This is a genomic window from Phenylobacterium sp., from assembly GCF_041916435.1.
Classification (GTDB): domain Bacteria; phylum Pseudomonadota; class Alphaproteobacteria; order Caulobacterales; family Caulobacteraceae; genus Phenylobacterium.
Map to the genome: position 1 here is coordinate 337,660 of NZ_JAYRZM010000003.1, position 24,491 is coordinate 362,150.

At 70.1% G+C, this 24,491-nt stretch carries 22 protein-coding genes; 10 read left to right on the top strand and 12 right to left on the bottom strand.

The window, feature by feature from the left end:
- Positions 1-4 precede the first annotated feature (4 nt).
- Entirely contained in the window at positions 5-241 is a 237-nt protein-coding gene (locus tag ACE3TA_RS10065; protein WP_374573145.1) for a DUF4170 domain-containing protein, read from the top strand.
- Here the strand turns inward: ACE3TA_RS10065 and ACE3TA_RS10070 are convergent.
- Positions 238-1,761, bottom strand: coding sequence for an ABC-F family ATP-binding cassette domain-containing protein (locus ACE3TA_RS10070; protein WP_374573147.1), 1,524 nt, complete (start codon positions 1,759-1,761; stop codon positions 238-240). The two genes, ACE3TA_RS10065 and ACE3TA_RS10070, sit on opposite strands and share 4 nt — an antisense overlap.
- A gap of 86 nt (positions 1,762-1,847) precedes the next feature.
- Positions 1,848-2,513, bottom strand: a complete 666-nt coding sequence (locus ACE3TA_RS10075; protein ID WP_374573149.1) for a protein tyrosine phosphatase — start codon at positions 2,511-2,513, stop codon at positions 1,848-1,850.
- Between the two features lie 167 nt (positions 2,514-2,680).
- On the opposite strand from ACE3TA_RS10075, the gene ACE3TA_RS10080 reads away from it, so the two are divergent.
- The 6 genes from ACE3TA_RS10080 to lpxK are packed head-to-tail and all read left to right on the top strand — an operon-like array spanning position 2,681 to position 9,325.
- Positions 2,681-3,493 (top strand): arylamine N-acetyltransferase, encoded by an 813-nt coding sequence (locus ACE3TA_RS10080; protein ID WP_374573151.1) that lies wholly within the window; start codon positions 2,681-2,683, stop codon positions 3,491-3,493.
- Positions 3,494-3,547: 54 nt separating this feature from the next.
- Positions 3,548-5,329 (top strand): ABC transporter ATP-binding protein, encoded by a 1,782-nt coding sequence (locus tag ACE3TA_RS10085; protein ID WP_374573153.1) that lies wholly within the window; start codon positions 3,548-3,550, stop codon positions 5,327-5,329.
- Positions 5,326-6,039, top strand: coding sequence for a lysophospholipid acyltransferase family protein (locus ACE3TA_RS10090; RefSeq protein WP_374573155.1), 714 nt, complete (start codon positions 5,326-5,328; stop codon positions 6,037-6,039). The genes ACE3TA_RS10085 and ACE3TA_RS10090 overlap by 4 nt, the downstream gene beginning before the upstream one ends.
- 6 nt (positions 6,040-6,045) lie before the next feature.
- Positions 6,046-7,041 carry a cation diffusion facilitator family transporter gene (locus ACE3TA_RS10095; RefSeq protein ID WP_374573157.1) on the top strand — a complete coding sequence of 332 codons (996 nt, stop codon included), beginning with the start codon at positions 6,046-6,048 and terminating at the stop codon, positions 7,039-7,041.
- Complete coding sequence (locus ACE3TA_RS10100; protein WP_374573159.1) at positions 7,038-8,312, top strand: 3-deoxy-D-manno-octulosonic acid transferase; 1,275 nt, start codon at positions 7,038-7,040, stop codon at positions 8,310-8,312. Before ACE3TA_RS10095 ends, ACE3TA_RS10100 begins: the two co-directional genes overlap by 4 nt.
- Positions 8,309-9,325, top strand: coding sequence for a tetraacyldisaccharide 4'-kinase (gene lpxK / locus ACE3TA_RS10105; RefSeq protein WP_374573161.1), 1,017 nt, complete (start codon positions 8,309-8,311; stop codon positions 9,323-9,325). The genes ACE3TA_RS10100 and lpxK overlap by 4 nt, the downstream gene beginning before the upstream one ends.
- On the opposite strand, the gene ACE3TA_RS10110 is transcribed toward lpxK, so the two are convergent.
- From ACE3TA_RS10110 to ACE3TA_RS10130, 5 genes are all read right to left on the bottom strand, one after another.
- Positions 9,322-10,389, bottom strand: coding sequence for a phosphotransferase (locus tag ACE3TA_RS10110; RefSeq protein WP_374573163.1), 1,068 nt, complete (start codon positions 10,387-10,389; stop codon positions 9,322-9,324). The two genes, lpxK and ACE3TA_RS10110, sit on opposite strands and share 4 nt — an antisense overlap.
- A gap of 90 nt (positions 10,390-10,479) precedes the next feature.
- On the bottom strand, positions 10,480-11,760 hold the full coding sequence (gene purD / locus ACE3TA_RS10115) for a phosphoribosylamine--glycine ligase (protein WP_374573681.1): 1,281 nt from the start codon (positions 11,758-11,760) through the stop codon (positions 10,480-10,482).
- An 84-nt stretch (positions 11,761-11,844) separates the two neighbouring features.
- A complete protein-coding gene (gene phoB / locus ACE3TA_RS10120; RefSeq protein WP_374573165.1) occupies positions 11,845-12,534 on the bottom strand; it encodes a phosphate regulon transcriptional regulator PhoB in 690 nt (229 codons plus the stop codon).
- A gap of 20 nt (positions 12,535-12,554) precedes the next feature.
- Complete coding sequence (gene phoU / locus ACE3TA_RS10125; protein WP_374573167.1) at positions 12,555-13,247, bottom strand: phosphate signaling complex protein PhoU; 693 nt, start codon at positions 13,245-13,247, stop codon at positions 12,555-12,557.
- A gap of 289 nt (positions 13,248-13,536) precedes the next feature.
- Entirely contained in the window at positions 13,537-14,988 is a 1,452-nt protein-coding gene (locus ACE3TA_RS10130; protein ID WP_374573169.1) for an ATP-binding protein, read from the bottom strand.
- Positions 14,989-15,172: 184 nt separating this feature from the next.
- Between ACE3TA_RS10130 and ACE3TA_RS10135 the strand changes: the two genes are divergently transcribed.
- The 3 genes from ACE3TA_RS10135 (at position 15,173) to ACE3TA_RS10145 (ending at position 19,925) form a co-directional block, all read left to right on the top strand.
- Positions 15,173-16,669, top strand: coding sequence for an OprO/OprP family phosphate-selective porin (locus tag ACE3TA_RS10135; RefSeq protein ID WP_374573171.1), 1,497 nt, complete (start codon positions 15,173-15,175; stop codon positions 16,667-16,669).
- A gap of 65 nt (positions 16,670-16,734) precedes the next feature.
- Positions 16,735-17,550, top strand: a complete 816-nt coding sequence (locus tag ACE3TA_RS10140; RefSeq protein ID WP_374573173.1) for a WecB/TagA/CpsF family glycosyltransferase — start codon at positions 16,735-16,737, stop codon at positions 17,548-17,550.
- A 77-nt stretch (positions 17,551-17,627) separates the two neighbouring features.
- Complete coding sequence (locus ACE3TA_RS10145) at positions 17,628-19,925, top strand: tetratricopeptide repeat protein (protein ID WP_374573175.1); 2,298 nt, start codon at positions 17,628-17,630, stop codon at positions 19,923-19,925.
- Here the strand turns inward: ACE3TA_RS10145 and ACE3TA_RS10150 are convergent.
- The 5 genes from ACE3TA_RS10150 to rfbF are packed head-to-tail and all read right to left on the bottom strand — an operon-like array spanning position 19,922 to position 24,487.
- Complete coding sequence (locus ACE3TA_RS10150) at positions 19,922-20,881, bottom strand: NAD-dependent epimerase/dehydratase family protein (RefSeq protein WP_374573177.1); 960 nt, start codon at positions 20,879-20,881, stop codon at positions 19,922-19,924. The two genes, ACE3TA_RS10145 and ACE3TA_RS10150, sit on opposite strands and share 4 nt — an antisense overlap.
- A gap of 6 nt (positions 20,882-20,887) precedes the next feature.
- A complete protein-coding gene (rfbC, locus tag ACE3TA_RS10155; RefSeq protein ID WP_374573179.1) occupies positions 20,888-21,418 on the bottom strand; it encodes a dTDP-4-dehydrorhamnose 3,5-epimerase in 531 nt (176 codons plus the stop codon).
- The gene (locus ACE3TA_RS10160; protein ID WP_374573181.1) at positions 21,418-22,656 is read right to left on the bottom strand and encodes a methyltransferase domain-containing protein; all 1,239 of its coding nucleotides are present in this window, start codon (positions 22,654-22,656) and stop codon (positions 21,418-21,420) included. The genes rfbC and ACE3TA_RS10160 overlap by 1 nt, the downstream gene beginning before the upstream one ends.
- Positions 22,656-23,717 carry a CDP-glucose 4,6-dehydratase gene (gene rfbG / locus ACE3TA_RS10165; RefSeq protein WP_374573183.1) on the bottom strand — a complete coding sequence of 354 codons (1,062 nt, stop codon included), beginning with the start codon at positions 23,715-23,717 and terminating at the stop codon, positions 22,656-22,658. The genes ACE3TA_RS10160 and rfbG overlap by 1 nt, the downstream gene beginning before the upstream one ends.
- Complete coding sequence (gene rfbF, locus ACE3TA_RS10170; protein ID WP_374573185.1) at positions 23,714-24,487, bottom strand: glucose-1-phosphate cytidylyltransferase; 774 nt, start codon at positions 24,485-24,487, stop codon at positions 23,714-23,716. The genes rfbG and rfbF overlap by 4 nt, the downstream gene beginning before the upstream one ends.
- Positions 24,488-24,491: the final 4 nt, after the last annotated feature.

Here is a 24,491-nt window from a genome sequence, read left to right on the forward strand (position 1 = left end):
CTCCATGCCCGACCGGCAACTGCTTCACATCGTCATCGGCGGCGAACTCTCCGACGTCGAACACAACATCTTCCGCGACTGCTCCAAGATCGACTTCGTGGGCGCCTATCCCACCTACGATCAGGCCCTGGCCGCCTGGCGCTCGAAGGCGCAGGCGACCGTGGACAACGCGCTGATGCGCTACTTCATCATCCACGCCCACAAGCTGCTCGACCCGTCGACGGACGAGCACCACCACTAAGCCGCGTCGAAGAAGGCCTCGGCGCTCTCGATCTCCACCAGCCTGCCCCGGCGCACTTCGACGAAGCGCGTCGCCGAGGTGCGCGTGAAGTAGCGGTCGTGGCTGACGAACAGGCAGGCGACCGAGGCCTCCTCGAGCTGGGCTTCCAGCGCCTCCTGGCCCTCGATGTCCAGGTGGTTGGTGGGCTCGTCGAGCAGGTAGAGATTGGGCTTGGCGAGCTTCAGCTTCAGGAAGATCAGCCGAGCGCGTTCGCCGTGGCTGAGGTCGCCGATCTGCCCTCGGATGCGGGCGTAGGGAAAGCCCGCCTTGGCCAGCAGGGCGTTGGCCTGGGTTCCCGTCGCCCCCTCGGCCGAGGTCAGGTAGTCGACAAGGCTCGTCTTCAGCGGCAGGTCGCGCATCCGCTGGTCGAAGAACACCAGGCGCGTTCCGGGGTTGAAGCGGATCGGCGACTGGCCGTCGTAGTGCTCGCGCGCCGGATCGTAGGCGCCGGCCAGGGCGCCCAGCAGCATCGACTTGCCGACGCCGTTGGCGCCCAGGATCGCGATCCGGTCGCCGACGCCGACGGTCAGCTTGTCGATGGTGAAGAGCGTGCGTGAGCCGTCCGGCACGGTCACCGCCAGGTTCTGGATGCGCAGCGCCACCTTGGCGTCGAGCTCTCCGTCGGCCAGCTCCAGGCGGCGCTCGCGCGCCACATAGGTCTCGGTGCGGTTGGCCTCGATCCGCTCGATGCGCTTCTCGGTCGCCTTCTGCTTCTTGTGGAAGTCGGAGTTCTTCACGCCCCAGACCTTGTAGCGGGCGGCCACCTGCTCCAGGCGCTGGATCTCCTTGTCCTCCAGCTTGCGGCGCGTCGCGTCGGCGGCGTCGCGGCGCAGCATCTGCTCGCGCGCCTCCACGAACGGGGCGTTGAAGGCGTGGGCGCCGTCGCTGCGCAGGAAGATGGTGCGCGTGGTCGTCCGCTGCAGGAACTCGCGGTCGTGGCTGACGATCAGCATCGGCATGCGCGGCTCGGCCGCGAGCCAGGCCTCCAGCGTGTTGATGTTCGCCAGGTCCAGATAGTTGGTCGGTTCGTCCAGGATCAGCAGGTCCGGCTCGACCAGGCGCATGGCCGCCGCGATCAGGAACAGCCGCTGCCAGCCGCCGCTGAGGTCGCCGAAACGCTGCTCGGCCATTTCCGGGGCGATCGCATGCTCGTCGAGCAGTACGTCCACCTTCCAGGCCTCGGACCCGTCGGCGGGCAGGTCGCGCTCGAGCACCTCGCGCACGGTCATGTCGGCCAGGCCCTCGGCCGATTCCTGGGCGACGTAGCCGATCTTCAGCCCCCGCGAGCGGACGATCTGGCCGCCGTTGAGCTCAAGCTCGCCGGTCAGGCACTTCAGCAGGGTCGACTTGCCCGCGCCGTTCTCGCCGACCAGCGCCGTGCGCGCGGCGTCGAGCTGGAAGCTGACCCCTTCGAAGATCCGCGCCGCCCCGTGGTGGAACGCGCCGTTTTCGATGCCGAGGACGGCGTGGCGCGGGGCCATGGCGCTGTCGATCCCTGAGCGTTGATGTCGGGACCATCCTAGGCGGCCCCGCGCCGGCGTCTGTCACCCGCGCGCGACAGTCGGCCCTATTCGCGCTTCAACAGCCGCTCGGTGAACATGTTGCCCCACCATTGGGCGCGGAAATCGGCCTTGATGCCGGCCGGGTCGTAGGCCGGGCTCATCACCCAGTCCAGGAAGCTCATGCCCGCCGGCTCGCCCTCGGCCAGGTAGCGCTCGAAGGTGTAGTCCAGCACGCCGGTCTTGCCCGCGCGCATGTGCAGGTAGCGCAGGTGAAGCTGGTCCAGCGCCTCGCGGATCGTCTTGTGCTGGCGAAAGTGCATGTAGAAGACGCTCATGATGCCCGCCCGGTCCGCGCCGGACTTGCAGTGCATCAGCGCCGGGTACTCCACCGTCTCGAAGAGCGCCTTGGCCCCCAGCACCCGCTCGCGGCTGGGCACCTCCCGCGAGGTGATGGTGAAGTCGACCATGGTCAGGCCGAGCCGTTCGCAGGCGTCCTTCTCCAGCGCATGGAAGCTGGCGTCGAAGCCGCCGCGCAGGTTGATGATCGTCTTGATCCCCTGGCGCTTCCAGTGGGCGATCTGATGCGGCCACGGCTGGTTGGTGCGCACCAGCTCCTCGCTGATCCAGTGGGCGTTCTGGAAGCCGAGGCGCAGGTAGGCGTGGTCGTTCCACAGATAGTCCAGGTAGGTCCTGAACCGCCCGCCGGGCGTGGAGAGGTCGAAATCGGCCAAGAAGGGCTCCCGCAGTACGGCGCCTTAACTAGGCGTTCGGACCGCCGGACGGAAGCCGGGGCGATGTCGCGGACCGATGTCACAAGCCGCCCGCGCCGCGCGTCCAGCATCGGGCCTATGGCGGGGCCGCTCCGGAGCCTCTACCTAGAAGCCCTTGGGAGGCGCCTATGGATCTTCAGGCCTATTTCGACCGCATCGGCTATTCGGGCCCGGCCCGGCCGGACCTTGCGACCCTGCGGGCCGTGCACCGGGCGCATCTGTTCGCCATCCCCTATGAGAACCTGGACGTGCAGCTCGGCCGGCCGCTGACCACCGATCCGGCCGCGGCGTTCGACAAGCTGGTCACGCGCCGGCGCGGCGGCTGGTGCTACGAGATGAACGGCGTCCTGGGCGCGGCCCTGGAGGAGATCGGCTTCAAGGTCACCCGCCTTTCCGGCGCGGTGATGCGGGTGGTGCGGGGCGACGCCTTCATCGGCAACCACCTGGTGCTGCGGGTCGACCTGGATGAACCCTGGATCGCCGACGTGGGCTTCGGCGACGGCGGACGCGATCCGATCCCGCTGGCCGAGGCCGAGTTCGCCAGCGACAGCTTTCCCTTGCGCCTGGAGCGGCTGGACGAGCGCTGGTGGCGCTACCACAACCACGAGCACGGCGGCGCGCCTTCCTTCGACTTCACCGCCGAGCGCGCCGACGAAGCGCGCCTTTCCGAGCTCTGCCAATGGCTGCAGGAAAGTCCGGAATCGATGTTCGTGCAGAACGCCGTGGTCCAGCGCCACACGCCCGACTCGATCCTGCAGTTGCGTGGGCGGGTGCTGCGCCGGGCGCGCCCGGACGGGGTGGAGAGCCGGCTGATCGGCTCCGCGGACGAATATGTGGACGCGCTGTCGAGCGAGTTCGGCCTGGACATGCCCGAGGCCGCCGAGCTTTGGCCGCGCATCTGCGCGCGCCACGACGAGCTGTTCGCCGCCGCCCCCGCCTAGGCGCGTCACGGGGCCGGCTTGACTTGGCGCGCGCATTCGGATGAGGCCTGCACCATGAGCGTCACCCTTCCGAAGACTGCTGGCGAGCTGCCCGTCCGCGTCCTGATCGGCCGGATCGCCCGGGTCTATCTGGCCCCCCGCTGGAAAGGCCTGGCGACGGCGCTCGTGGCGGCCGTGATCGTGGCCGTGCTCAGCGCCAAGCTGATCCAGATCCTGGAGCCGGCGATCAACGACCTGTTGGTCAACCACAAGCCCGGCGCCATGGCGACCATCCCGATCACCATCGCCCTCTATGCGATCGGCCGCGGGATCGCCCAGGTGGTTCAGGCCTCGCTGGTGAACCGGGTGGGCAACGCCGTGGTCGGCGACGTGCAGATCCAGCTTTTCGGCAAGCTGGTGCGCGCGGACCTGGCCCACCTGCGCGCGCAGCATTCGGGCGCCTTCGTCTCCTCGGTGCTCTACGACGCGGGCCTGATCCGCGAGGCGGCGACCTCGGGCGTGATCAACTACACCCAGCATTTCCTGACGGTGCTGGGCGCGATCACGGTGATGGTCTCCAACGACTGGGTGCTCTCGCTCGCCATCATCGCCGTCGGGCCGGTGGCCACCGGCGTGATGCGCCGCTTCTCCAAGCGCGGGGCCAAGGCCGCCAAGGGCGCCATGGCCGAGACCTCGGCCCTGTCCACCGCAATCATGGAGAGCCTGGACGGCGTGCGGGTGGTCAAGATCGAGAACCGCGAGGCCTATGAGGAGGCGCGCGTCGCCGAGGTGGTGCGCCGCCGCCAGCGCCATCTGGTGAAGGGCGCCAACGCCCGGGCCACCGCCGCCCCGGCCACCGAGACCCTGATGACCCTGGTGACTGCGCTGATCCTGGCCTACGCCGGCTGGCGCTCCACCACCGGGGCGATGAACGTGGGCGCCTTCGTCGCCTTCCTGGGCGCCCTGGGCCTGGCCTCCCAGTCGCTCCGCCAGCTCGCCAACCTGCAGACCGTGATGGCCGAGGGCCTGTCGGCCGCCCGCCGCCTGTTCGCCGCCCTGGACGTGGAGCCGGAAGTGCGCGAGCAGCCGGGCGCCGCGCCCCTGCCCCCCGGCGAGGGCACGATCCGCTTCGACCACGTCAGCTTCGCCTATGACGACGGCCAGCCGACGCTCAACGACGTGAGCTTCGCGGTCCACCGCGGCGAGACCGTCGCCCTGGTCGGCCCCTCCGGCGGCGGCAAGAGCACGATCCTGAACCTGATCCCGCGCTTCTACGACGCCACCGACGGCGCGGTGCTGATCGACGGCCACGACGTGCGCGACGTGACCTTGGCCTCGCTGCGCCACCGCATCGCCCTGGTCACCCAGGAGCCCTTCCTGTTCGACGACACGATCAAGGCCAACATCGCCTACGCCCGGCCCGAGGCCAGCGACGCCGAGATCGAGGCCGCCGCCCGCGCCGCCGCCGCGCACGACTTCATCACCGCCCTGCCGGAGGGCTACGCCACCTTGGTGGGCGAGGCCGGCGCGCGCCTGTCCGGCGGCCAGCGCCAGCGCATCGCCATCGCCCGCGCCTTCCTGAAGGACGCGCCGATCCTGCTGCTCGACGAGGCCACCAGCGCCCTCGACACCGAGAGCGAGGCCCAGGTGCAGGCGGCCCTGACCCGGCTGATGGCCGGCCGCGCCACGATCCTGATCGCCCATCGCCTGTCCACCGTGCGCGGCGCCGACCGCATCTACGTGATCGACAAGGGCCGGGTGGTGGAGACGGGCGACCACGCCGCCCTGGTCAGCCAGAAGGGCCTCTACGCGCGCCTGGCCAGCAGCCAGAACCTGGACGCGGAGACCGCCGCGTGAAGCTGATCCGGCGGCCCTGGGTCCAGGCCCTGTTCGGCTGGCTCCTGTGGGTGGTGCTGGTCGTCACCCGCCGCACCCTCACCTGGACCCACGACAACATCGAATGCGCCCGGGAGGTCACCACCCAGGACGTGCCCTGCATCTGCCTCTTCTGGCACGGGCGCATCCCCCTGGCGCTCGGCATCGCCCAGAGCTGGTGGGGCCGCGAGAAGCTGCGCTGCATGGTCTCGCCTTCCGGCGACGGCGAGTTCATCGCCCAGGCCCTGGCCCGCTCCCGCTTTCCGGCGATCCGCGTCTCCTCGGCCAAGAAGGGCGACACCGCCAAGGCCCGCGCCGCCGTCGCCGGCTTCCGCGAGGCGGTGAAATGGATCGAGGCCGGCGGCATGATCGCCATCACCCCGGACGGGCCGCGCGGCCCCAACGAGGTGATCGCCCCCGGCGCCCTGCAGATCGCCAAGCGCACCGGCGCGCCGATCTATCTGATCGGCGTGGCGGCCTCGCCCGCCTGGCGGATGGAGAAGACCTGGGACAAGGTGATGTTCGCCAAGCCGTTCGGGCGCGGCGTCACCGCCTACGACGGTCCCTACTACGTGCCCAAGGACGCGGACGAGGCAGCGATCGGGGAACTGATCGTCGAATTGTCAGCCAGGCTGTCGGCGCTCACGCGCAGAGCCGAGGACTTGGCCTCGCGGCGAACCGGTGAGACATAGGGGCCCATGGCGCACGACCACTCCGGCCATCACCATCACCACGATCATGGGCACGACCATGCGCATGCGCATGACCACGGCCATGGGGGCGGGCACGGCCACGGACACGGCCATCACCACCACGCGCCGGCGGACTTCGGCCGCGCCTTCGCCATCGGGGTGGCGCTGAACACCGCCTTCGTGCTGGCCGAGGCCAGCGCGGGGATCTGGGCCGGCTCGCTCTCGCTCCTGGCCGACGCCGGCCACAATCTGTCGGACGTGCTCAGCCTGATCCTGGCCTGGGGCGCGGCCGTGCTGGCGAGGCGCCAGCCCACGGCCAGGCGCACCTATGGCCTGCGCAAGGCCACGATCCTGGCCTCCCTGGCCAATGCGGTGCTGCTGCTGGTGGCGGTGGGCGCCATCGGCTCGGAGGCGGTCCATCGCTTCGCCGAGCCCGCCGCCGTGGCGCCCTGGCCGGTGATCGTCACCGCCGCGATCGGCGTGGTGATCAACACCGCCACGGCCCTCCTGTTCATGCGCGGCGGCCACGACGACCTGAACATCCGCGGCGCCTTCCTGCACATGGCGGGCGACGCGGCCGTCTCGCTGGCGGTGGTGATCGGCGCGGCGGTGATGGCCGTGACCGGGCTGATGTGGCTCGACCCGGCGCTCAGCCTGGCGATCGTGGCCGTGATCCTGTTGGGCACCTGGGGCCTGCTGCGCGATTCCTTCAACCTGGCCCTGGACGCCGTGCCCGAGGGCATCGACCCGACGGCCGTGCGCGAATGGATCTGCGCCCTGCCCGGCGTGACCGAGGTGCACGACCTGCACATCTGGGCCATGAGCACCACCGAGACGGCGCTGACCGCCCACGTCACCCGCCCGGCCAACGCCGAGCCCGACGCCTTCCTGCACGACGCGTGCGAGGGCCTCGCCCGGCGCTTCGGCATCTGCCACAGCACCCTGCAGGTCGAATGCGGCGATTCCGCCGCCTGCCGCCTGGCGCCGCTCGAAGCCGTGTGACCCGGCGTCCGCTGACACTGGCGCTTTACGCCGCGCTGACGACTCTGCTCGAGCCGTTGGCGGGCCTGGCGCTGCGCCTGCGCGCCGGCCGCGGCAAGGAGGATCCGGCCCGCATCGGCGAGCGCCTGGGCCGCACCGGCCGCGAGCGCCCGCCCGGCCCCCTGGTCTGGCTGCACGCCGTCAGCGTCGGCGAGGGCGTCTCGCTCCTGCCGCTCGTCCAGGCCCTGCGCGAAAGCCGCCCGGACCTGTCGCTGCTGGTCACCTCGGGCACGCGCACCTCGGCCGAGCTGCTCGCCCGGCGCCTGCCCACCGGCGTCATCCACCAGTACGCCCCGGTGGACACGCCCGGCGCGGTGGGCCGGTTCCTGGACCACTGGGCGCCCGACGCGGGCCTGCTGGTGGAAAGCGAGCTGTGGCCCAACCTGATCATGGCGGCCCGCCAGCGCGGCGTGCGTCTGGCGCTGCTGTCCGCGCGGATGACCCAGGCCAGCGCCAAGGGCTGGGCGCGGGTTCCCGCCGCCGCCCGCGCGATCCTCAGCGCCTTCGACCTGGTGCTGCCGCAGGAGGCGGCCACCGAGACGCGCCTGCGCGACCTGGGCGCCCAGGTGGGCCCGCGGCTGAACCTGAAGCAGGTGGGCGAGCCCCTGCCCTGCGATCCGGACGAACTGGCGCGCATGCGTTCGGCGATCGGCGCGCGAAAGGTGGTGCTGGCCGCCAGCACCCACGCCGGCGAGGACACCACAATCGGCCGCGCCTTCGAATGGGCCGATCTGGGCGACGCCCTGCTGATCGTCGTTCCGCGCCATCCCGAACGCGGCGAGGCGGTGACCGAGGTGCTCGAAGGCGAAGGCATGGTCGTGGGCCTGCGCAGCCGCGGCGAGCGGCCCGCGCCGCAGATGCAGGCCTATGTGGCCGACACCCTGGGCGAGCTTGGCCTGTTCTTCCGCCTGGCCGACGTGGTCGTCATGGGCGGCGCCTTCGAGCTGGGGATCGGCGGGCACAACCCCCTGGAGCCCGCGCGCCTGGGCAAGGCGATCATCACCGGCGCCCACATGTTCAACGCCGCCGAGACCTATCAGGAGATGTTCATCGAGGCCGCCGCCATCGAGGCCGTCGACGGCGAGCACCTGGCCCGGCACATGCGCGGCCTGATCGACAATCCAATGATCGCCCGGCGCTTCGGCGAGGCGGCCCTGTCCTACGCCGAGCGCCAGGGCTACGCGCTGGACGAGGCGATGGCGCGGCTCGCGCCGCTGCTGCCCGCCGCATGAAGCTGTCGACGCCGCGCTGGTGGTACGTGCGCGAGGGCGCGCCGGCGCCGATCACGCGCGCGCTGCTTCGGCCGCTGTCCTGGATCTGGGCCGCCGCCACCGCCCGCCGCATCGCCCGCGCGACGCCCGAGGATCCCGGCGCGCCGGTGATCTGCGTGGGCAATCTCACCATGGGCGGAACCGGCAAGACGCCGGTGGTGCGCGAAATCCTGCGCCGGCTGACGGCCCGGGGCGTCGCCGCCCACGGCCTGTCGCGGGGCTATGGCGGAACCCTTCAGGGCCCAGTGCGGGTCGAGCCCGAGCACCATGTCGCCGCCGAGGTGGGCGACGAGCCGCTGATGCTGGCCCGCGACGCGCCGATGTGGGTCTCGCGCGACCGCCTGGCCGGCGCGCGCGCCGCCGCCGCGGCGGGCGCCCGGGCGATCGTGATGGACGACGGCCACCAGAACCCGTCCCTGGCCAAGGCCCTGTCGCTGGTGGTGGTGGACGGCGAGACGCGCGAGGGCGAATGGCCCTTCGGCGACGGCGCGGTCTTCCCGGCCGGGCCGATGCGCGAGCCGCTGGAGGCGGGCCTGGCGCGGGCCGATGCGGTGGTGCTGCTGTGCCCCGCCGACCTGGAGGCGCCGGCCCCCGAGCTGCTGGCGCTGTTCGGCGCGACCCCGGTGCTCGTCGCGCGGCTGGAGCCGGCGGCCCCGCCGCCCGCCGGTCCGCAGGTGGGCTTCGCCGGCGTGGGCAAGCCCTGGAAGGTGGAACGCTCGCTCAAGGCCGCAGGCTGCGAGCTGGCCGACTTCGCCCCCTTCCCCGACCACTTCGCCTACGGCGAGGCCGCGCTGAAGCTCTTGGCCGACCGCGCCGGCCAGTTCGACGCCGGGCTGGTCACCACCGAGAAGGACTGGGCGCGCCTGCCGGCGGACTGGCGCGCGCGCGTCACGCCCTGGCCCGTGCGGGCCCGCTTCGAGGACGAGGCGGCGCTGGACGCCCTGCTGGCGCGCGCCGTCTCTAAGGCCGCCTAGGCGCCGGCCTTCCTGGCGAACTCCCAGCCGGCCTTGGCCAGCAGCGGCACCCGGTCGGCGTTGGCCAGGGCCTGCGGGCTGTTGGCCGTGCCGTCGCGCACGCGGCCGATGATGCCCTGCAGGATGCCCGCCAGGCGGAAGCTGTTGTAGGCGAAGAACCAGTTGAGCTCCGGCAGGCCGGGACGGCCGGTGAGGCGGCAGTACTCGGCGACGTATTCCTCGATGGTGGGAATGCCGTGGGCCTTCAGGTCCGGGATGTGCGAGATCGCCCCGTTCACCCAGTTCATGAGCAGGTAGGTGAAGTCCGCCAGCGGGTCGCCCAGGGTGGAGAGTTCCCAGTCCAGCACGGCGATGACGCGCGGCTCAGTCGGGTGCAGCACCATGTTGTCCAGCCGGTAGTCGCCGTGGACGATGGAGGTGCGGTCCTGGTTGGGCAGGCTCTGCGGCAGCCACTCGATCAGCCGCTCCATCTCCTCGATCTTGCCGGTCTCGGAGGCGCGGTACTGCTTGGTCCAGCGGTCGACCTGGCGGCCCATGTAGTTGCCGGGCTTGCCGAAGTCGCCCAGGCCGATGGCCTCGTAGTCGGTGTTGTGCAGGTCGGCGAGCGTCTTCAGCTTGCCCATGTAGATGGCGCGCCGCTCGGCCGGCTCATATTGCGGCAGCGACTGGTCCCACAGGATGCGGCCCTCCACCATGTCCATCACGTAGAACATGGTGCCGATCACGGCCTCGTCGGTGCACAGGCCGTAGGAGCGGGCCACCGGAAAGCCGGTGGGATAGAGCGCCGAGATCACCTTGTATTCCCGGTCCACCGCGTGCGCCGACGGCAACAGCTTGCCCGGCGGCTTGCGGCGCATCACGTACTTCTTGTTCGGCGTGACGAGCTGGTAGGTCGGGTTGGACTGGCCGCCCTTGAACTGGCGCACTTCCAGCGGGCCGACGTAGCCCTCGACGTTGGCCTCCATCCACCGGGCCAGGGCCGCCTCGTCGAAGCGGTGGCTCTCGGCGACCGGCTTGGTGCCCGTGTTGAGCTGCTCGCGCTCCTGTTCCGCCGTCACCGTCATGGACGTTCCCCTTCGTACGCTTGTTTGAACCCACTTTACCGAGGCGGACGCTACGGGAGCAAGCGGCGTGGGGCGCGGGGCGTCGTAAGATCAGCGGCCCAGGGCGCGCCAGCCGATGTCGCGCCGGTAGAAGCCGCCCGGACAGTCGATGCGCGCGGCCGCCGCATAGGCCTTGTCCTGCGCGTCCTTCAGCGTCGCGCCCAGGGCGCAGACGTTAAGCACCCGCCCGCCCGCGGCGCGCAGCACGCCGTCCTCGTCGCGCGCGGTGCCCGCGTGGAAGACCACCACGTCGGGGCCGAAATCCTGCTCGGCGCCGCGGATGATCGAGCCGGCGACCGGGCTGTCCGGATAGCCCTCGGCGGCCATGACCACGCAGACCGCGCTTTGCGGGCGCCACCGCGGCGGCGGCAGCTCGGCCAGGCGGCCGATGGCGCAGGCCAGGAGGTAGGGGACCAGGTCGCTTTCCAGGCGCAGCATCAGCACCTGGCATTCCGGGTCGCCGAAGCGGACGTTGAACTCCACCAGCTTCGGCCCCTCGCTGGTGGCCATCAGCTCGACGAACAGCACTCCGCGATAGGGCGCTCCCTCGGCCGCGACGCCGGCGAACGTGGGCTCGGCCAGGCGCGTGCGCACCTGGTCCACCAACTCGGGCGTGAAGACCGGCGCGGGCGAATAGGTGCCCATGCCGCCGGTGTTGGGGCCGGTCTCGCCGTCGAAGGCGCGCTTGTGGTCCTGGGCCGAGCCGAAGATCATCGAATGGGTCCCGTCGCACAGGGCGAAGCAGGAGCCGATCTCGCCCTGAAGGAACTCCTCGATCACCACCCGCGCGCCGGCCGCGCCGAAGCGGCCGCCGAAGGCGTCGTCGATCGCCGCCGTCGCCTCGGCCCGGGTCTCGGCGATCACCACGCCCTTGCCGGAGGCCAGGCCGTCGGCCTTGATCACGTAGGGCGGCGAAAAGCCGTCCAGCGCCGCCTTGGCGCTCTCGGCGTCCTCGCACACCCGGTAGGCCCCGGTGGGCAGGCCGTGACGGTCGGCGAAGGCCTTGGTGAAGGCCTTGGAGGACTCCAGCCGGCCCGCCGCCGCGGTCGGGCCGAAGCAGGGAATGTCCGCCTCGGCCAGGGCGTCGCCCAGGCCGGCGTCCACCGCGGCCTCGGGACCGATCACCACCAGGTCGGCGGCGATCTCGCGGGCAAGGGCGACCAGGGCCGGCGTGTCGGTGGCCTTGATGGGCCGCGTCTCGCCCAGCTTCGCCATGCCGGGATTGCCGGGCGCCATGACCAGTCGGCGCGTCAGCGGCGAGGCGGCGATCTTCCAGGCCAGGGCGTGCTCGCGGCCGCCCGAGCCGACAAGCAGGATGGTGAGCGGCGAGATGTTCATGACGGCCTTTGACCCGCGCGCGCGCGTCCGGTCAAGGCGTGCGTTCAGCGTGCGCCGCGGGGGCGAGGCCGACCGGCCCTAGGCTTCCATGTCCAGCGAGTAGCCGGCCGAACGCACGGTGCGGATCGGGTCGGCGCCCACCTCGCCGTTCAGCGCCTTGCGCAGGCGGCCGATGTGCACGTCCACGGTGCGCGCCTCGACGTAGACGTCCGAGCCCCAGACCGCGTCGAGCAGTTGCTCGCGGGAGAACACCCGGCCGGGGTGCTGCATCAGGTAGTCCAGCAGGCGGAACTCGGTGGGACCCAGGTGGATCTCCTTGCCGCCGCGCTTCACCCTGTGCGCCACCCGGTCGATGACGATGTCGCCGATCCGCACCCGATCCTCGGCCAGGCCCGGCCGCAGGCGGCGCAGCACCGCGCGCATGCGGGCCGACAGCTCCGACATGGAGAAGGGCTTGACCACATAGTCGTCGGCGCCGGTGTCCAGGCCGCGGATGCGGTCGGTCTCCTCGCCGCGGGCGGTGAGCATGATGATCGGCACGTTGCGCGTCTCGGTGCGCGCGCGCAGGCGCCGGCAGACCTCGATCCCGCTGACCTTGGGCAGCATCCAGTCCAGCACGATCAGGTCCGGCAGCTTCTCGCTGACCAGGGTCAGGGCCTCCTCGCCGTCGCCGGCGGCGGTCACGGCGTAGCCTTCCTTCTCGAGGTTGTACTGCAGAAGGGTGGCGAGGGAGTCTTCGTCCTCAACCACCAGGATATGCGGCGTCACGTATGGCTCCTTGAGCGGGCTCAGGGTTGCAGCGCGTCGGTCTTCGGCCGGTCGGAGATCATCTCCTCGCCGGTGATCTCGTAGTGGACGATCTCGGCGATGTTGGTGGCGTGGTCGCCGATGCGCTCGAGGTTCTTGGCCACGAACAGCAGATGGGCGCAGGCGGTGATCGTGCGCGGATCGCCCATCATGTAGGTCAGGAGTTCGCGGAACAGGCTGTTGTAGTGCTCGTCGACCTCGTCGTCGCGGGCCCAGACCACCACGGCGCGGTCCAGGTCGCTGGAGGTGTAGGCGTCCAGCACTTCCTTCAGCCGCATGCTGACCAGCCGGCCCATGCGCTCGATCGAGCGGCCGAGCGGGGTCATGGGCTCGGATTCGATGATCACCAGCGCGCGCTTGGCGATGTTCTTGGCCAGGTCGCCCACCCGCTCCAGGTTGTTGGCGATCTTCATGGCCGAGACGGTGCGGCGCAGGTCGTTGGCCATCGGCTGGCGCAGCGCGATCAGGCGGATCGCCTTGCGCTCGATCTCGGTCTCAAGGGCGTCGAGCCGGTCGTCGCGGGAGACGACGGTCCCGGCGAGCTGCTGGTCGCGCTTGACCACCGCCTCCAGGGCGTCCGACACCTGGGCCTCCGTCAGGCCGCCCATGCGGGCGCACTCGGCGGTCAAGGCGTTCAGTTCATCTTCGTAAGACTTGACGATGTGCTCGTTCATGGCGCGCCCTCGGTCAGCCTTGCCGGCTGGTGATGCCTTCCTGGGTGCGGGGGGCCCGGGAGGTTGCGGAGATGTCGCCGGTCGATCCCGCTTCGACCAGAATGCCCATGTTTGGCAGGTCCGTCTTTAGCGAAACGCGCGCGGCGCCGGCCGCCTCGATAGGCGGTCCAAACGGGCCTGGATCACGCAAGCGGTCATCAAACTTCCGGCGTCGAATCAGTTCGCGCGCGATCCGGTCGGCTCGCGCGGGCGGAACATGCCTGCGGAATGCCGTCAATACGCGACAGTTTCATGACGATTTTGCCACAGCGCCGGCCGGATCGTCCTTTGCGCGCGCGGGCGGCGAACGGCTGGCCGCCTCCTTCGCCGATTGCGGGAAATAGACGGTGAAGGTCGTGCCTTCGCCCTCGACGCTTTCGACGGCCATGCCGCCGCGGTGGCGGTTGACGATGTGCTTGACGATGGCCAGCCCCAGCCCCGTGCCCATCCGTTCGCCGCTCTTCTGCCCCTCCACGCGATAGAAGCGTTCGGTCAGGCGCGGCAGGTGCTCGCGCGCGATGCCGACGCCGGCGTCGCTCACCCGCAGCACGGCGTAGCGATCCTGGGCGTGGTCCGGCGTCAGCAGCGACAGCCGCGCCGACTGCTGGCGGCGAGGCGCCTGCGCCGCCTCGCTGGTGGAATCCAGCTCCAGGGTGATCCGCACCGCCTCGTTGTCCGGCGAGTACTTCAGCGCGTTGTCCACCAGGTTCTGCACGACCTGCAGGATCTGGTCGCGGTCGCCGACGATCATCGCCTGGCCGCTCGGCGGCGCGGTCAGCTCGATCCGCACGCCGCGCCCGCGGGCCATCGGCCCCACCGCGTCGATCACGTCCATCGCCGCGCCGGTCAGGTCCACCTCGCCAGCCGGCGCGATGTGCTCGTTCAACTCGATGCGGCTGAGCGACATCAGGTCATCGATCAACTGCGCCATGCGCTCGGCCTGCGCGTGCATGATCTGCAGGAAGCGGTCGCGGGCGTCGACGTCCTCGCGCGCATGGCCGCGCAGGGTTTCGATGAAGCCGGCCAGCGAGGCCAGCGGCGTGCGCAGCTCGTGGCTGGCGTTGGCCAGGAAGTCGACCCGGGTGCGCTCCACCCGCCGGGTTTCGGTCTCGTCGCGGAAGACCAGCAAGGCCATGCGCGCGCCGTCCGGCGCCACGCCGAGCGGCCGGGCCATCGCCTTGAAGACGCGCTCCTGGGCGCCGCCCACCTCATAGGCGGTCTCGCCGTTCATCGCCCCGAACAGGGCTTCGTCGACCACCTCCAGGACGTCGGGATCACGCACGACTGTGACAAGAAGTCCCACATTCTTCTGTATTTTCAGCAGGTCCCGGGCCGCGGAATTAATGAAAACGAAGCGGCGCCCGATCAAATCATCGGGCTCATGAGCCGATATCACCAATACCGGATCGGGAAGCGCCTCGATCATCGCCGAGTAGGGCAAGGCGGCCCCTTCGGCGTGACCGGCGGGGACAGCCTGATGCTCCTCGCTTCGCGCGGCGTCCGCGCGGCGCGCCTGGATCGCCAGGGCCAGGGCCACGGCGAAGGCGACGATCGCCGCCACGGCCACGCCCCTCAGGTCGGCCGCGCCGTCCACGCCCAGGGCCAGCAGCGCCGCCACGCCGACGCCGCCAGCCAGCAAGACGGACCAGAACGGCGTCAGGCGGCGCGGGGACGGCGTGGAAGACGACGGCTCGAGCGGCAAAGCGAATCTCCGATCACGCCAGCATCATCCAAAGCCGAGGCATGTGTCACGGCGATGACAATCGACCGGCCGGTCCGATGGGGCGGAACACGGCGGAATTCAAGGGATTCCTGACGACCGGCCTTAAGCGCACACGCGCCCGCCCAAGAGCTGGAGCGGACGCCATTCAAGGGGAAATCGAACCATGATCGCCAGCAACAAAACGGGCGTGGCCGCCGCGGTCGCCGCCCTGGCTTGGCCCGGTCTCGCCGCGGCCCAGGACGACACCGCCGCGCGCATCCAGGCGCTGGAGGCCCAGGTGCAGGCCCTCTCGCGCGAGATCGCCGTGCTGAAGGCCGAGACCGAGCAGGCCAAGGCCGCGAGCGACCAGGCGGTCGCCGTGGCCAAGGCCGCCCCGCCGCCCGCCGCCCCGGCGCCGACGACCAAGGTCTCCATCTCCGGCGGCAAGCCCACCATCGCCAGCGCCGACGGCAAGTTCTCGGCGACGCTGCACGGGGTGATGCAGCTCGACACCGCCAAGTACTTCCAAGACGACAACCTGCCCGCGGCCGTGACCGCGCGCGATCTTAACGGCGGGGCCAACTTCCGCCGCGCCCGGATCGGCGTGGACGGCAAGATCTACGGGAACTTCGACTACAAGATCCTGTTCGACTTCGGCGGCGCCGGGGCCGAGGACGCCGGCCGCGTGCAGGAGCTGTGGATCCAGTATTCGGGCTTCGATCCGCTGAAGATCCGCGTGGGCGCCTTCGCCCCCTCGCTCGGCCTGGAGGACGCGGCCTCCACCAATGGCTCGCTGTTTCCCGAACGTCCGGCCATCGCCGAACTGGCTCGAGGCGTCGCCGGCGGCGACAAGCGCATCGGCGCGGGCCTGATCGGGGCCGGCGACCGCTGGCTGGCCTCGGCGGTGCTGACGGGCGCGACCGCGTCGGGGATCAACTCCGCCGCCTCCGGCTTCAACAGCGCCACCTACGACGAACAGCAAGGCTTCGCCCTGCGCCTGGCCGGCACGCCGCTGCGCGGCGACGGCTGGCTGATCCACACCGGCCTGAACGCCAGCGTCATGACCCAGCCCAGCGACGACGGCGCCTCGGCCAACCCGCGCTACAGCGTGCGCCTGCGCGAACGGCCCGAGCTGCGGGTCGACGGCACGCGCCTGATCGACACCGGCTCGATCGACGCCTACGGCGCGCACGCCTACGGGGCCGAGCTCGCCTTCCAGCGCAAGAACCTGATGGTGCAGGGCGAGTACTTCACCCTGGGGATCGACCGGCGCAATCCCGCCGCGGGCGCTAGCGATCCCAGCTTCAGCGGCTGGTACCTGGAAGGCGGCTGGGTGCTGACCGGCGAGGCGCGCAAGTACAACAAGGGCACGGCCGCCTTCGACGCGCCGGCCGTGGCCAACCCCTTCGACCCGGCGGCCGGCGCCTGGGGCGCCTGGGAGCTGGCCGCGCGCTATTCCACCGCCGACCTCGACTATCACGCCGGCAGCGCCGTGGTCGCCGACCGGGTGCGCGGCGGCGAGCAGTCGATCTGGACCCTGGGCGTGAACTGGTTCCCGAACCCCGCCGTCAAGTTCATGGTCGACGTGCAGGACGTCAGCGTCGATCGGAAGAACGCCTCGGGCGTGGCGGTCGGCCAGGACTACCGCTCGCTGAACCTGCGCTCGCAGGTCGCCTTCTAGGCCGGCCGCCGGTTAACCACGCTTCCTAACGTGGGCGAAATCGGCGTCGTGGCATGGTGCACGCCATGAACGCCGAACGCCCGCCCAGGGTGCGCCTTCTGGGCGCCGAGGTCGACCTCGTCACGCCGCAGATGGTGTTGGCCACGGTGGCCGCGCGCGTGGCCGCAGGCGCGCCGGCGGTGATCGCCAACCACAACGCCCACAGCCTGCACCTCTATCGGAAGTCGGCGAAGGTGCGCGCCTTCTTCGAAATGGCCGACCTGATCGAGGTGGACTCCACGCCGGTGATCGCCTGGGGCCGGCTGATGGGGCTGCCGCTCAGCCGGGCGCATCGCTGCACCTATCTGGATTGGCGCGACGCGTTCTGGGGCATGGTGCAGGCGAAGGGCTGGCGCGTGTTCTACCTGGGCGGCGCGCCCGGCGTGGCCGAACGGGCGGCTGCGCGCCTCGCGGCCGAATGGCCGGGCGTGTCCATCGCCTGTCGCGACGGCTATTTCGACCGCGCCACCGGCGGCGCCGACAACCGCGCCGTCGTCGACGCGATCAACGCCTTCAGGCCGGACATCATCTTCGTCGGCATGGGCATGCCTTTGCAGGAAGAGTGGATCGCGGCCAACCGGGCGGCGATTCCCCGCGGCGTGATGTTCTCGATCGGCGCGGCGTTCGACTACGAAGCTGGCGTGCAGACCGCCGCGCCGCGCTGGATGGGCCGGCTGGGCCTGGAATGGCTGTTCCGCCTGGCGTCGCAGCCTCGCCGGCTGGCCTATCGCTATCTGATCGAGCCGTGGTCGCTGGCGCCCGCGGCCTGGGACGACCTGCGCGGCCTTTGGCCGGCCAGGGCGCGCCCGGTCCTCGACGTGGCGCAGCGTCCTCGGGGCTAGCCACGGCCGGCGCGCACGCCTATGCCTTGCCCCCGCGCGGGGTTTGCTACGCGCGTCGGCAACCGAGGGCGTCCGGCATGGACCAGAGGCTCGCCGCGGCGGACGCGGCGTTGAAGGCGGGGAAACGCGACGAGGCGATCACGCACTTGATCGCCGTTCTGGAAGAGGCCCCCGACCAACCGCTTCAGGTCTACCGCGTGCTTTGCCGCCAGCTTTATTTCGCCGGGCGCCACGAGGACGGGATGACCTGGACCGGGCGGGCGACCGAGAAATTCCCCCGCGACTACGAACTCTGGAACTTGCGCGGCGTGATGCTGCGTCGGGCCAAGCGCTATCCCGAAGCGCTCAAGGCCTTCGACCAGGCGATCAAGCTCAACCCCAAGGACGTCAGCGCCCAGTCCAACAAGGGCAATGTCTACAACGACATGGGCGACGGGCCGCGCGCCGAGGCCCTGTTCACCAAGCTGGTGCGGCAGGAGCCGCGCAACTCCGACTTCCAGCGCGCCCTGGGCCGGGCGCTGCGTGAACAGGGCAAGCGCGAGGCCGCCGCTTCTCGTTTCCGCCAGGCCGTGGCGCTCAAGAACGACAACATCGACGCCTGGCTCGACCTTTCGGCGGTCGAGGCCGACCTAGGCCGCCGCGAGAAGGCGTTCGAGGTGATCGACAGGGCGATCGAGGCCAATCCGGACGCGCCGAGGCTGCAGGAGGCGCGGGTCACGCTGATGACCGGCTCGGGCCAGTTCCGGGCGGTGGAGACCTATCTCACCGACCTGCTCGCCAGGGGTGGCGAGGCGGCCTGGATGCATTGGCGGCTCGGCGTCGCCATGGCCGAATACGACCGCCCCCGAGGCAACATCCACCTGCGCCGCGCCGTGGAGCTGGAGCCCGACAATATCGAAGCCCAGGTCCGTCTGGCCGAGAGCCTGTCGCGCACCCGCGGCCCGGGGGAAGCCGCCAATCTCGAGGAAGCCTATCGCATCCTACGGGCCGTGACCGCGCGCGGGCCGCTCGACATGGCCTACAGCAAGCTCGCCGTCGACATCTATCTGCGGCTGGCGGCCTACGACGAGATCGACGAGATCGGCAGCTTCGAAGAGCTTGGCCGCTACTGGGCCACCACCGGCAAGCACACCGCGCTGCTGCAGCATCTGGCGCGCGTGCGCACCTACGAGGACCGCCTGGAGCTTGTGCGCCAGCATCGCATGTGGGGCGAAGCCGCCGAGGCCCGCGCGGCCGCCCATCCGATCACGCGCGCCCCGGCCGTGACCGGCCGCGCCAAGATCCGCCTGGGCTTCATGTCGTCGGACTTGCGCAACCACCCGGTCGCCTACTTCGCCCTACCGCTCTTCGAGCACGTCGATCGGGAGCGGTTCGAGGTGTTCTGCTATTCGTTCTACCAGGGGCGGGAAGACGCGATCCAACAACTGATCGCCTCGCGCGTCACGGCGTTCCGCTGGCGGCCGGAGATTTCGGATCGCGACGCCGCCCAGATGATCGCCGACGACCAGCTCGACATCCTGTTCGAACTGGGCGGCTCCACCCACATGAATAAGCTGGAGGTGATGGCCTACAAGCCCGCCCCACTGGCGGCGAGCTGGCTGGGCTATCCGCACTCGGCGGGACTGAATACCATCGACTATCTGGTCATGGATCCCTTCATGATGCCGGAGAAGCCCGACCTGATGATCGAAAAGCCGCTGATGCTGCCGCACGCCTGGTATGCGCTCGGCTCCAGGGCCTTCAGGGAAGAACCCGCCGTCGAACTGACCGCGCCCGTCGAGCGCAACGGCTACGTGACCTTCGGCACGGCCAACAACCCCTACAAGTACGGCCGCGAAATGCTGCAGGTCTGGGCGCGCATCGTCGCGGCGACGCCGGGCTCGCGGTTCCTGTTCGTGCGGCCGGAAGGCGCATCCAAGATCTTCCGCAACAACATCGCGGCGATCTTCGCCGCAGAGGGCGTCAGCCTCGACCGTCTGCGATTCGAGCCCGTGCGCGGCGCGCACCTGCCATTCTACGGGCAGATGGACATCTCGCTCGACGCCTTCCCGCAGACGGGCGGCACCACGACGTGCGAAGCGCTCTGGATGGGCGCGCCGGTAATCACCCTGGTCGGCGATGCGATCTTCGAACGCCTCAGCTATTCGGTGCTGATGAACCTCGGGTTCGAGGAGTTCTGCACACGCAGCATCGACGACTATGTCGCCGCCGCGACCCGACTGGCGGCCTCGCCGGACCGCATCGGCGAACTGCGCCGCAGCTTGCGCCAGCGCATGAAGGACAGCCCGCTCGGCCAAACCGAGGCGTTCGCGCGCGACTTTTTCGAGGCCGCCGAACGCACGGTGGCTGAAGCCGGCGCCAAGGCGATGACCTAGGCCGGCGTCGCTCCAAGCAGACCGGATCGATCAACCATCTGATAGTACTCGATGTATTCGTCCCAGAAGGCGGTTGCGTTCCAGTCGTCCGGGATCGCTGGCTCGTCATTAACCCGGCTTCGCGGCTCAGGGAACGCCGTCTGCTCGAGGGCTGAAACGGCGCACGTCCGCCCCAGGCGTCCTTCGGCCTCCCGGGCCACGCGTAGGGCGAACTCTCCCTGCGTGCCAACGAAGCCGGCTGGCCGCGAGATGCGATCGCCCTGCCCGGCAAGCATCTCCTCGGCAAGCTTCACATAGGCTCTGGCCAACAGCGGGGCAGGTATGTTGTCGCGCACGTAGGCCGGCGTCCGCACCACGGCCGTGTGACCGGCCATCCAGGCCTGAAACAGAGACCAGACGAAGCGGCCCTCTTCCCAGGGCCCAAACGGAGCGGCCACCACGAACCGGCCGAAATCCAGTCCTTCCCAGTGGGCGAAGTGGCGAAGCGCCTGGTTGGTCAAAGTCTTGGACAAACCGTAGGGGCTGACCGCCAGATCGTCCGGCGGCGCGAGCCGCTCATCCGCCTCGAAAGTAGTGCCCGTCGCGATCACCGCCTTCGCGCCACTTGCCTTCAGCCGGTGGAACACTTGGCGAGCGCGGGCCGTGTTGCGCGCCACGCCCTCGGCCACCTCGTAGGCGGGATCACGGTAGTTGGGAATGTCGGCGGCGTGATGGGCGTAGAGATCGAACGGACCACCGCGCTCGATCACCTGGTCGATCGAAGATGTCGTCAGGTCCACGCCGAAGCGGGCCTCGGCCACCGCACCGACACGTCGCACCCGCTCCAGGCGCAGGCCTGAGTAGTCCGCGTGGCGCCGTCGCAGGGGCGCGACCACGCGCCAGCCAGCCTGGGCGAAGGCCTGGGCGATCCACATGCCGCTAAACGAACTGGAGCCAGTCAGCAGGACGCTCGGCATGCGCCGTCAGGCCCCATAGTCCGCATAGCCCGCATCCCGGTCGGAAATCACCTTGGGCGTAATCGGCCAGTCGATGGCGAAGGCAGGGTCGTTCCAGCGCGCGCCCCGATCATGGCCGGGCTCGAACCTGGGGCTTATCTGGTAGAGCACGTCGGTGGCGTCCTCCAGGGTGATGAAGCCGTGGGCCATCCCCTCGCCGATCAGGAGCGCGCGGCCGTTGTCGGCGGAGAGCTCGGCGGCCGTCCAGCGCCGATAGGTGGGACTGTCCAGGCGCAGGTCGACCGCCACATCGTAGATTCGCCCCCGCACGGCCCGCACGAGCTTTGTCTCGGCGTAGAGCGCGGTCTGGTAGTGCAGCCCGCGCAGCGTTCCGGCCAGGCGGTTGTGCGACAGGCTGGTCTGCACCGGCGTGAACGGATGGCCCGCCGCGGTGAACTCGTCCGGGCAATGCAGACGGGCGAAATGACCGCGCTCGTCGCCATGAGGTTCGACATCCACCACCACCACGCCGGAGATCTCGGTGGGGGTGAAGCGCATCAGTCCAGGACCTCGACGCGCGGCGAGGCGATCACGAAGCGGCCGCCCCAGTCGCGGATGTGGGCGAGTTGGCCCATGATCTCGTCCTTCAGGTTCCAGGGCAGGATGACGAGATAGTCCGGCTTGACCCTGGCCACGTCTTCCGGCGCCAGGATCGGCACGTGGCTGCCGGGCAGGAAGCGGCCCTGCTTGTGCGGGTTGGCGTCAAACGCCCAGGCGATGTCGGCGGCCGTGACGCCGCAATAGTTGAGGAAGGTGTTGCCTTTGGCCGCCGCCCCGTAGGCGCCCACGCTCTTTCCTTCGGCCTTCGCACGGGCAAGGAACGCCAGGAAGCCGTCGCGCACGGCCGCGACCTTCTCGGCGAAGCCGCCATAGGTTTCGATGCGGTCCAGGCCCGCCTTCGCCTCACGCTCGCGCAGAGCGCGCAGGGCCTCGGTCTCGGCATGGCCGGACGCCTCGTGCGCGCAGAAGAGGCGCAGCGAGCCTCCGTGGGTCGGCAGGAGCTCGACGTCAAAGGGACGAAGGCGATTGGCCCGCAGCACCTGCTCCACCGCCAGCAGCGAGAGGTAGGAGAAGTGCTCGTGGTAGATGGTGTCGAACTGCACCAGCTCGATCAGGTTCAACAGGTGCGGAAACTCGAAGGTCAGCACGCCCTCGGGCTTGAGCACGTGGCGAAAGCCCGCCACGAAGTCGCCGATGGCCGGCACGTGCGCCAGAACGTTATTGGCGGCCATCAGGTCGGCGCGCACGCCCCGCGCCGCCAGGGACGCGCCGGTCTCGTCGTTGAAGAACATGACCTCGGTGGGCACGCCGCGTTCGCGCGCCGCCTCGGCGGTGTTGGCGGTGGGCTCGATCCCCAGCACCGGCACGCCCATGGCCGCGAAGTGCTGCAAGAGGTAGCCGTCGTTGGACGCCACCTCCACCACCAGCGAATCCGGGCCCAGCGCGAAGCGGGCCTTCATCGCCTCAGCATAGCGCTTGGCGTGCGCCACCCAGCTCTCCGAATAGGAGGAGAAATAGGCGTAGCCGGCGTCGAAGATCGCGTCGGCCGCGACCGGGTCGTCCACCTGCACCAGGAAGCAGCGGTCGCAGACGCGGGCGTGCAGCGGGAAGACACGCTCGCTTCCGGCCGCGAGCTCGGCCCGGGTCAGATAGCTGTTGGCCAGCGGCTGGTCGCCCAGGTCGAGGAAGGTGTGGGTCAGCGGCGCGTGGCAGAAGCGGCAAGCGGGCAAGGTCATCAAAGCCCTTCGTAGCGGTCGATCTGGTCCAGGCAAAGGCCGAGCGCATCCTCGCCCTCGGACTGGCGGCGATACCAGTCCATTGTCCAGTCCACGGCCTTCGGCGCGTCCAGCCGACTTTCGAAGCCCAGGGCCGCCTTGGCGAGGCCCGCGTCGACGCCGAGCGACTTGGCCTCGATCGAATGGGGATCGGGCTCGTGGCGCCAAGGCTGCGCGCCGAGCGCCTCGACGGCGCGCGTGGCGAGTTCGCCCACGGTGACGTCCGCCCCGCCAGGGCGCGGGCCGAAGTTCATCGCCCTTGGCGTCTGCGGGTTGCCGGCCAGATGCTCCAGATAGACGAGGTAGCCGGCCACGCAGTCGAGCACGTGCTGCCAGGGTCGGGTCGCCTCCGGATGGCGCAGAACCGCGGCCTCCTGGCCGCGAGCGGCGCGCACGATGTCGGCCACCAGCCGGTCACGAGAGAAGTCGCCCCCGCCGATCACATTGCCGCCGCGGGCGGTGGCCAATGGAACGCCGGCCTGGACGTAGAAGCTCCTGGCGAAGCTCTGCACCACGATCTCGCAGGCCGCCTTGGAGGCCGAATAGGGATCCTTGCCCCCCAGGGCGTCGGCCTCGACGAAGGCTTGGCCCAGTTCGGCGTTGGCGTAGACCTTGTCCGAGGTGACGACCAAGGCCGCCGCCAGGGCCGGCTGGATGCGCAACACCTGCAGCAGATGGGCCGTGCCCATGATGTTAGTGGAAAAGGCGCCCACAGGATCTTCGATGGAGGCTCGCACGATGGGCTGGGCGGCCATATGCAGCACCAAGTCGAAAGTCCGGCCGGCCAGGCCGGCCTCGACGGCGGCCTGGTCGCGCAGGTCGACGATCAACGAAGTGAGTCGCTCGCCCACGCGGGCCAGGTCGAATAGGGCCGGAGTCTGATCGGGCTCAAGCGCCAGACCCGTGACATCGGCGCCCATGCGCGTCAGCCACAGGGCCGCCCAGGCGCCCTTGAAGCCGGTGTGCCCGGTCAGCAGCACGCGCTTGCCGGCCCAGAAGCCGGGCGTGGGTCGGCTGCTCATGCCCAGACGCGCCAGGGCGCCTCGCCGGACGCCCACAGGGCCTCCAGATTGTTCTTGTCGCGCAGGGTGTCCATGGCCGCCCAGAAGCCGTCGTGCCGCCAGGCCATGAGCTGGCCGTCGCGCGCCAGGCTCTCCAGCGGAGCCGATTCGAACGGCGTGGCGTCGCCGGCGATGCGCTCGACCACCTGGGGCTGCAGCACGAAGAACCCGCCGTTTATCAACCCGTTGTCGCCCGGCGGCTTCTCAATGAACCGCTCCACGCGCCCCTCGACGATGTCGAGGGCGCCATAGCGCCCTGGCGGGGCGACGGCGGTGACGGTGGCCTCCTTGCCGTGGGTCTTGTGGAAGGCGGCCAGGGCCTTCAGGTCGACGTTCGCCACGCCGTCGCCATAGGTCAGGAAGAAGGGCTCGTCGGCGGGAAGGTACGGCGCCACGCGCTTCAGCCGTCCGCCTGTCATGGTCTCCGGCCCGGTGTCCACCAGGGTCACGCGCCAGGGCTCGCTATTGGTCGCGTGGTACTCCACCGACCGCTTGGCCAGGTCGACCGTGAGGTCGGCGTTATGCAGCACGTAGTTGGCGAAGTACTCCTTCACCATGTAGCCGCGGTAGCCCAGGCAGATGATGAAGTCGTTGAAGCCGTAGTGCGAGAACAGCTTCATGATATGCCACAGGATCGGCCGCCCACCGATCTCGATCATCGGCTTGGGCCGCAGGTGACTCTCTTCGGAAATGCGGGTGCCGAGACCACCGGCCAGGATCACCGCTTTCATCGCC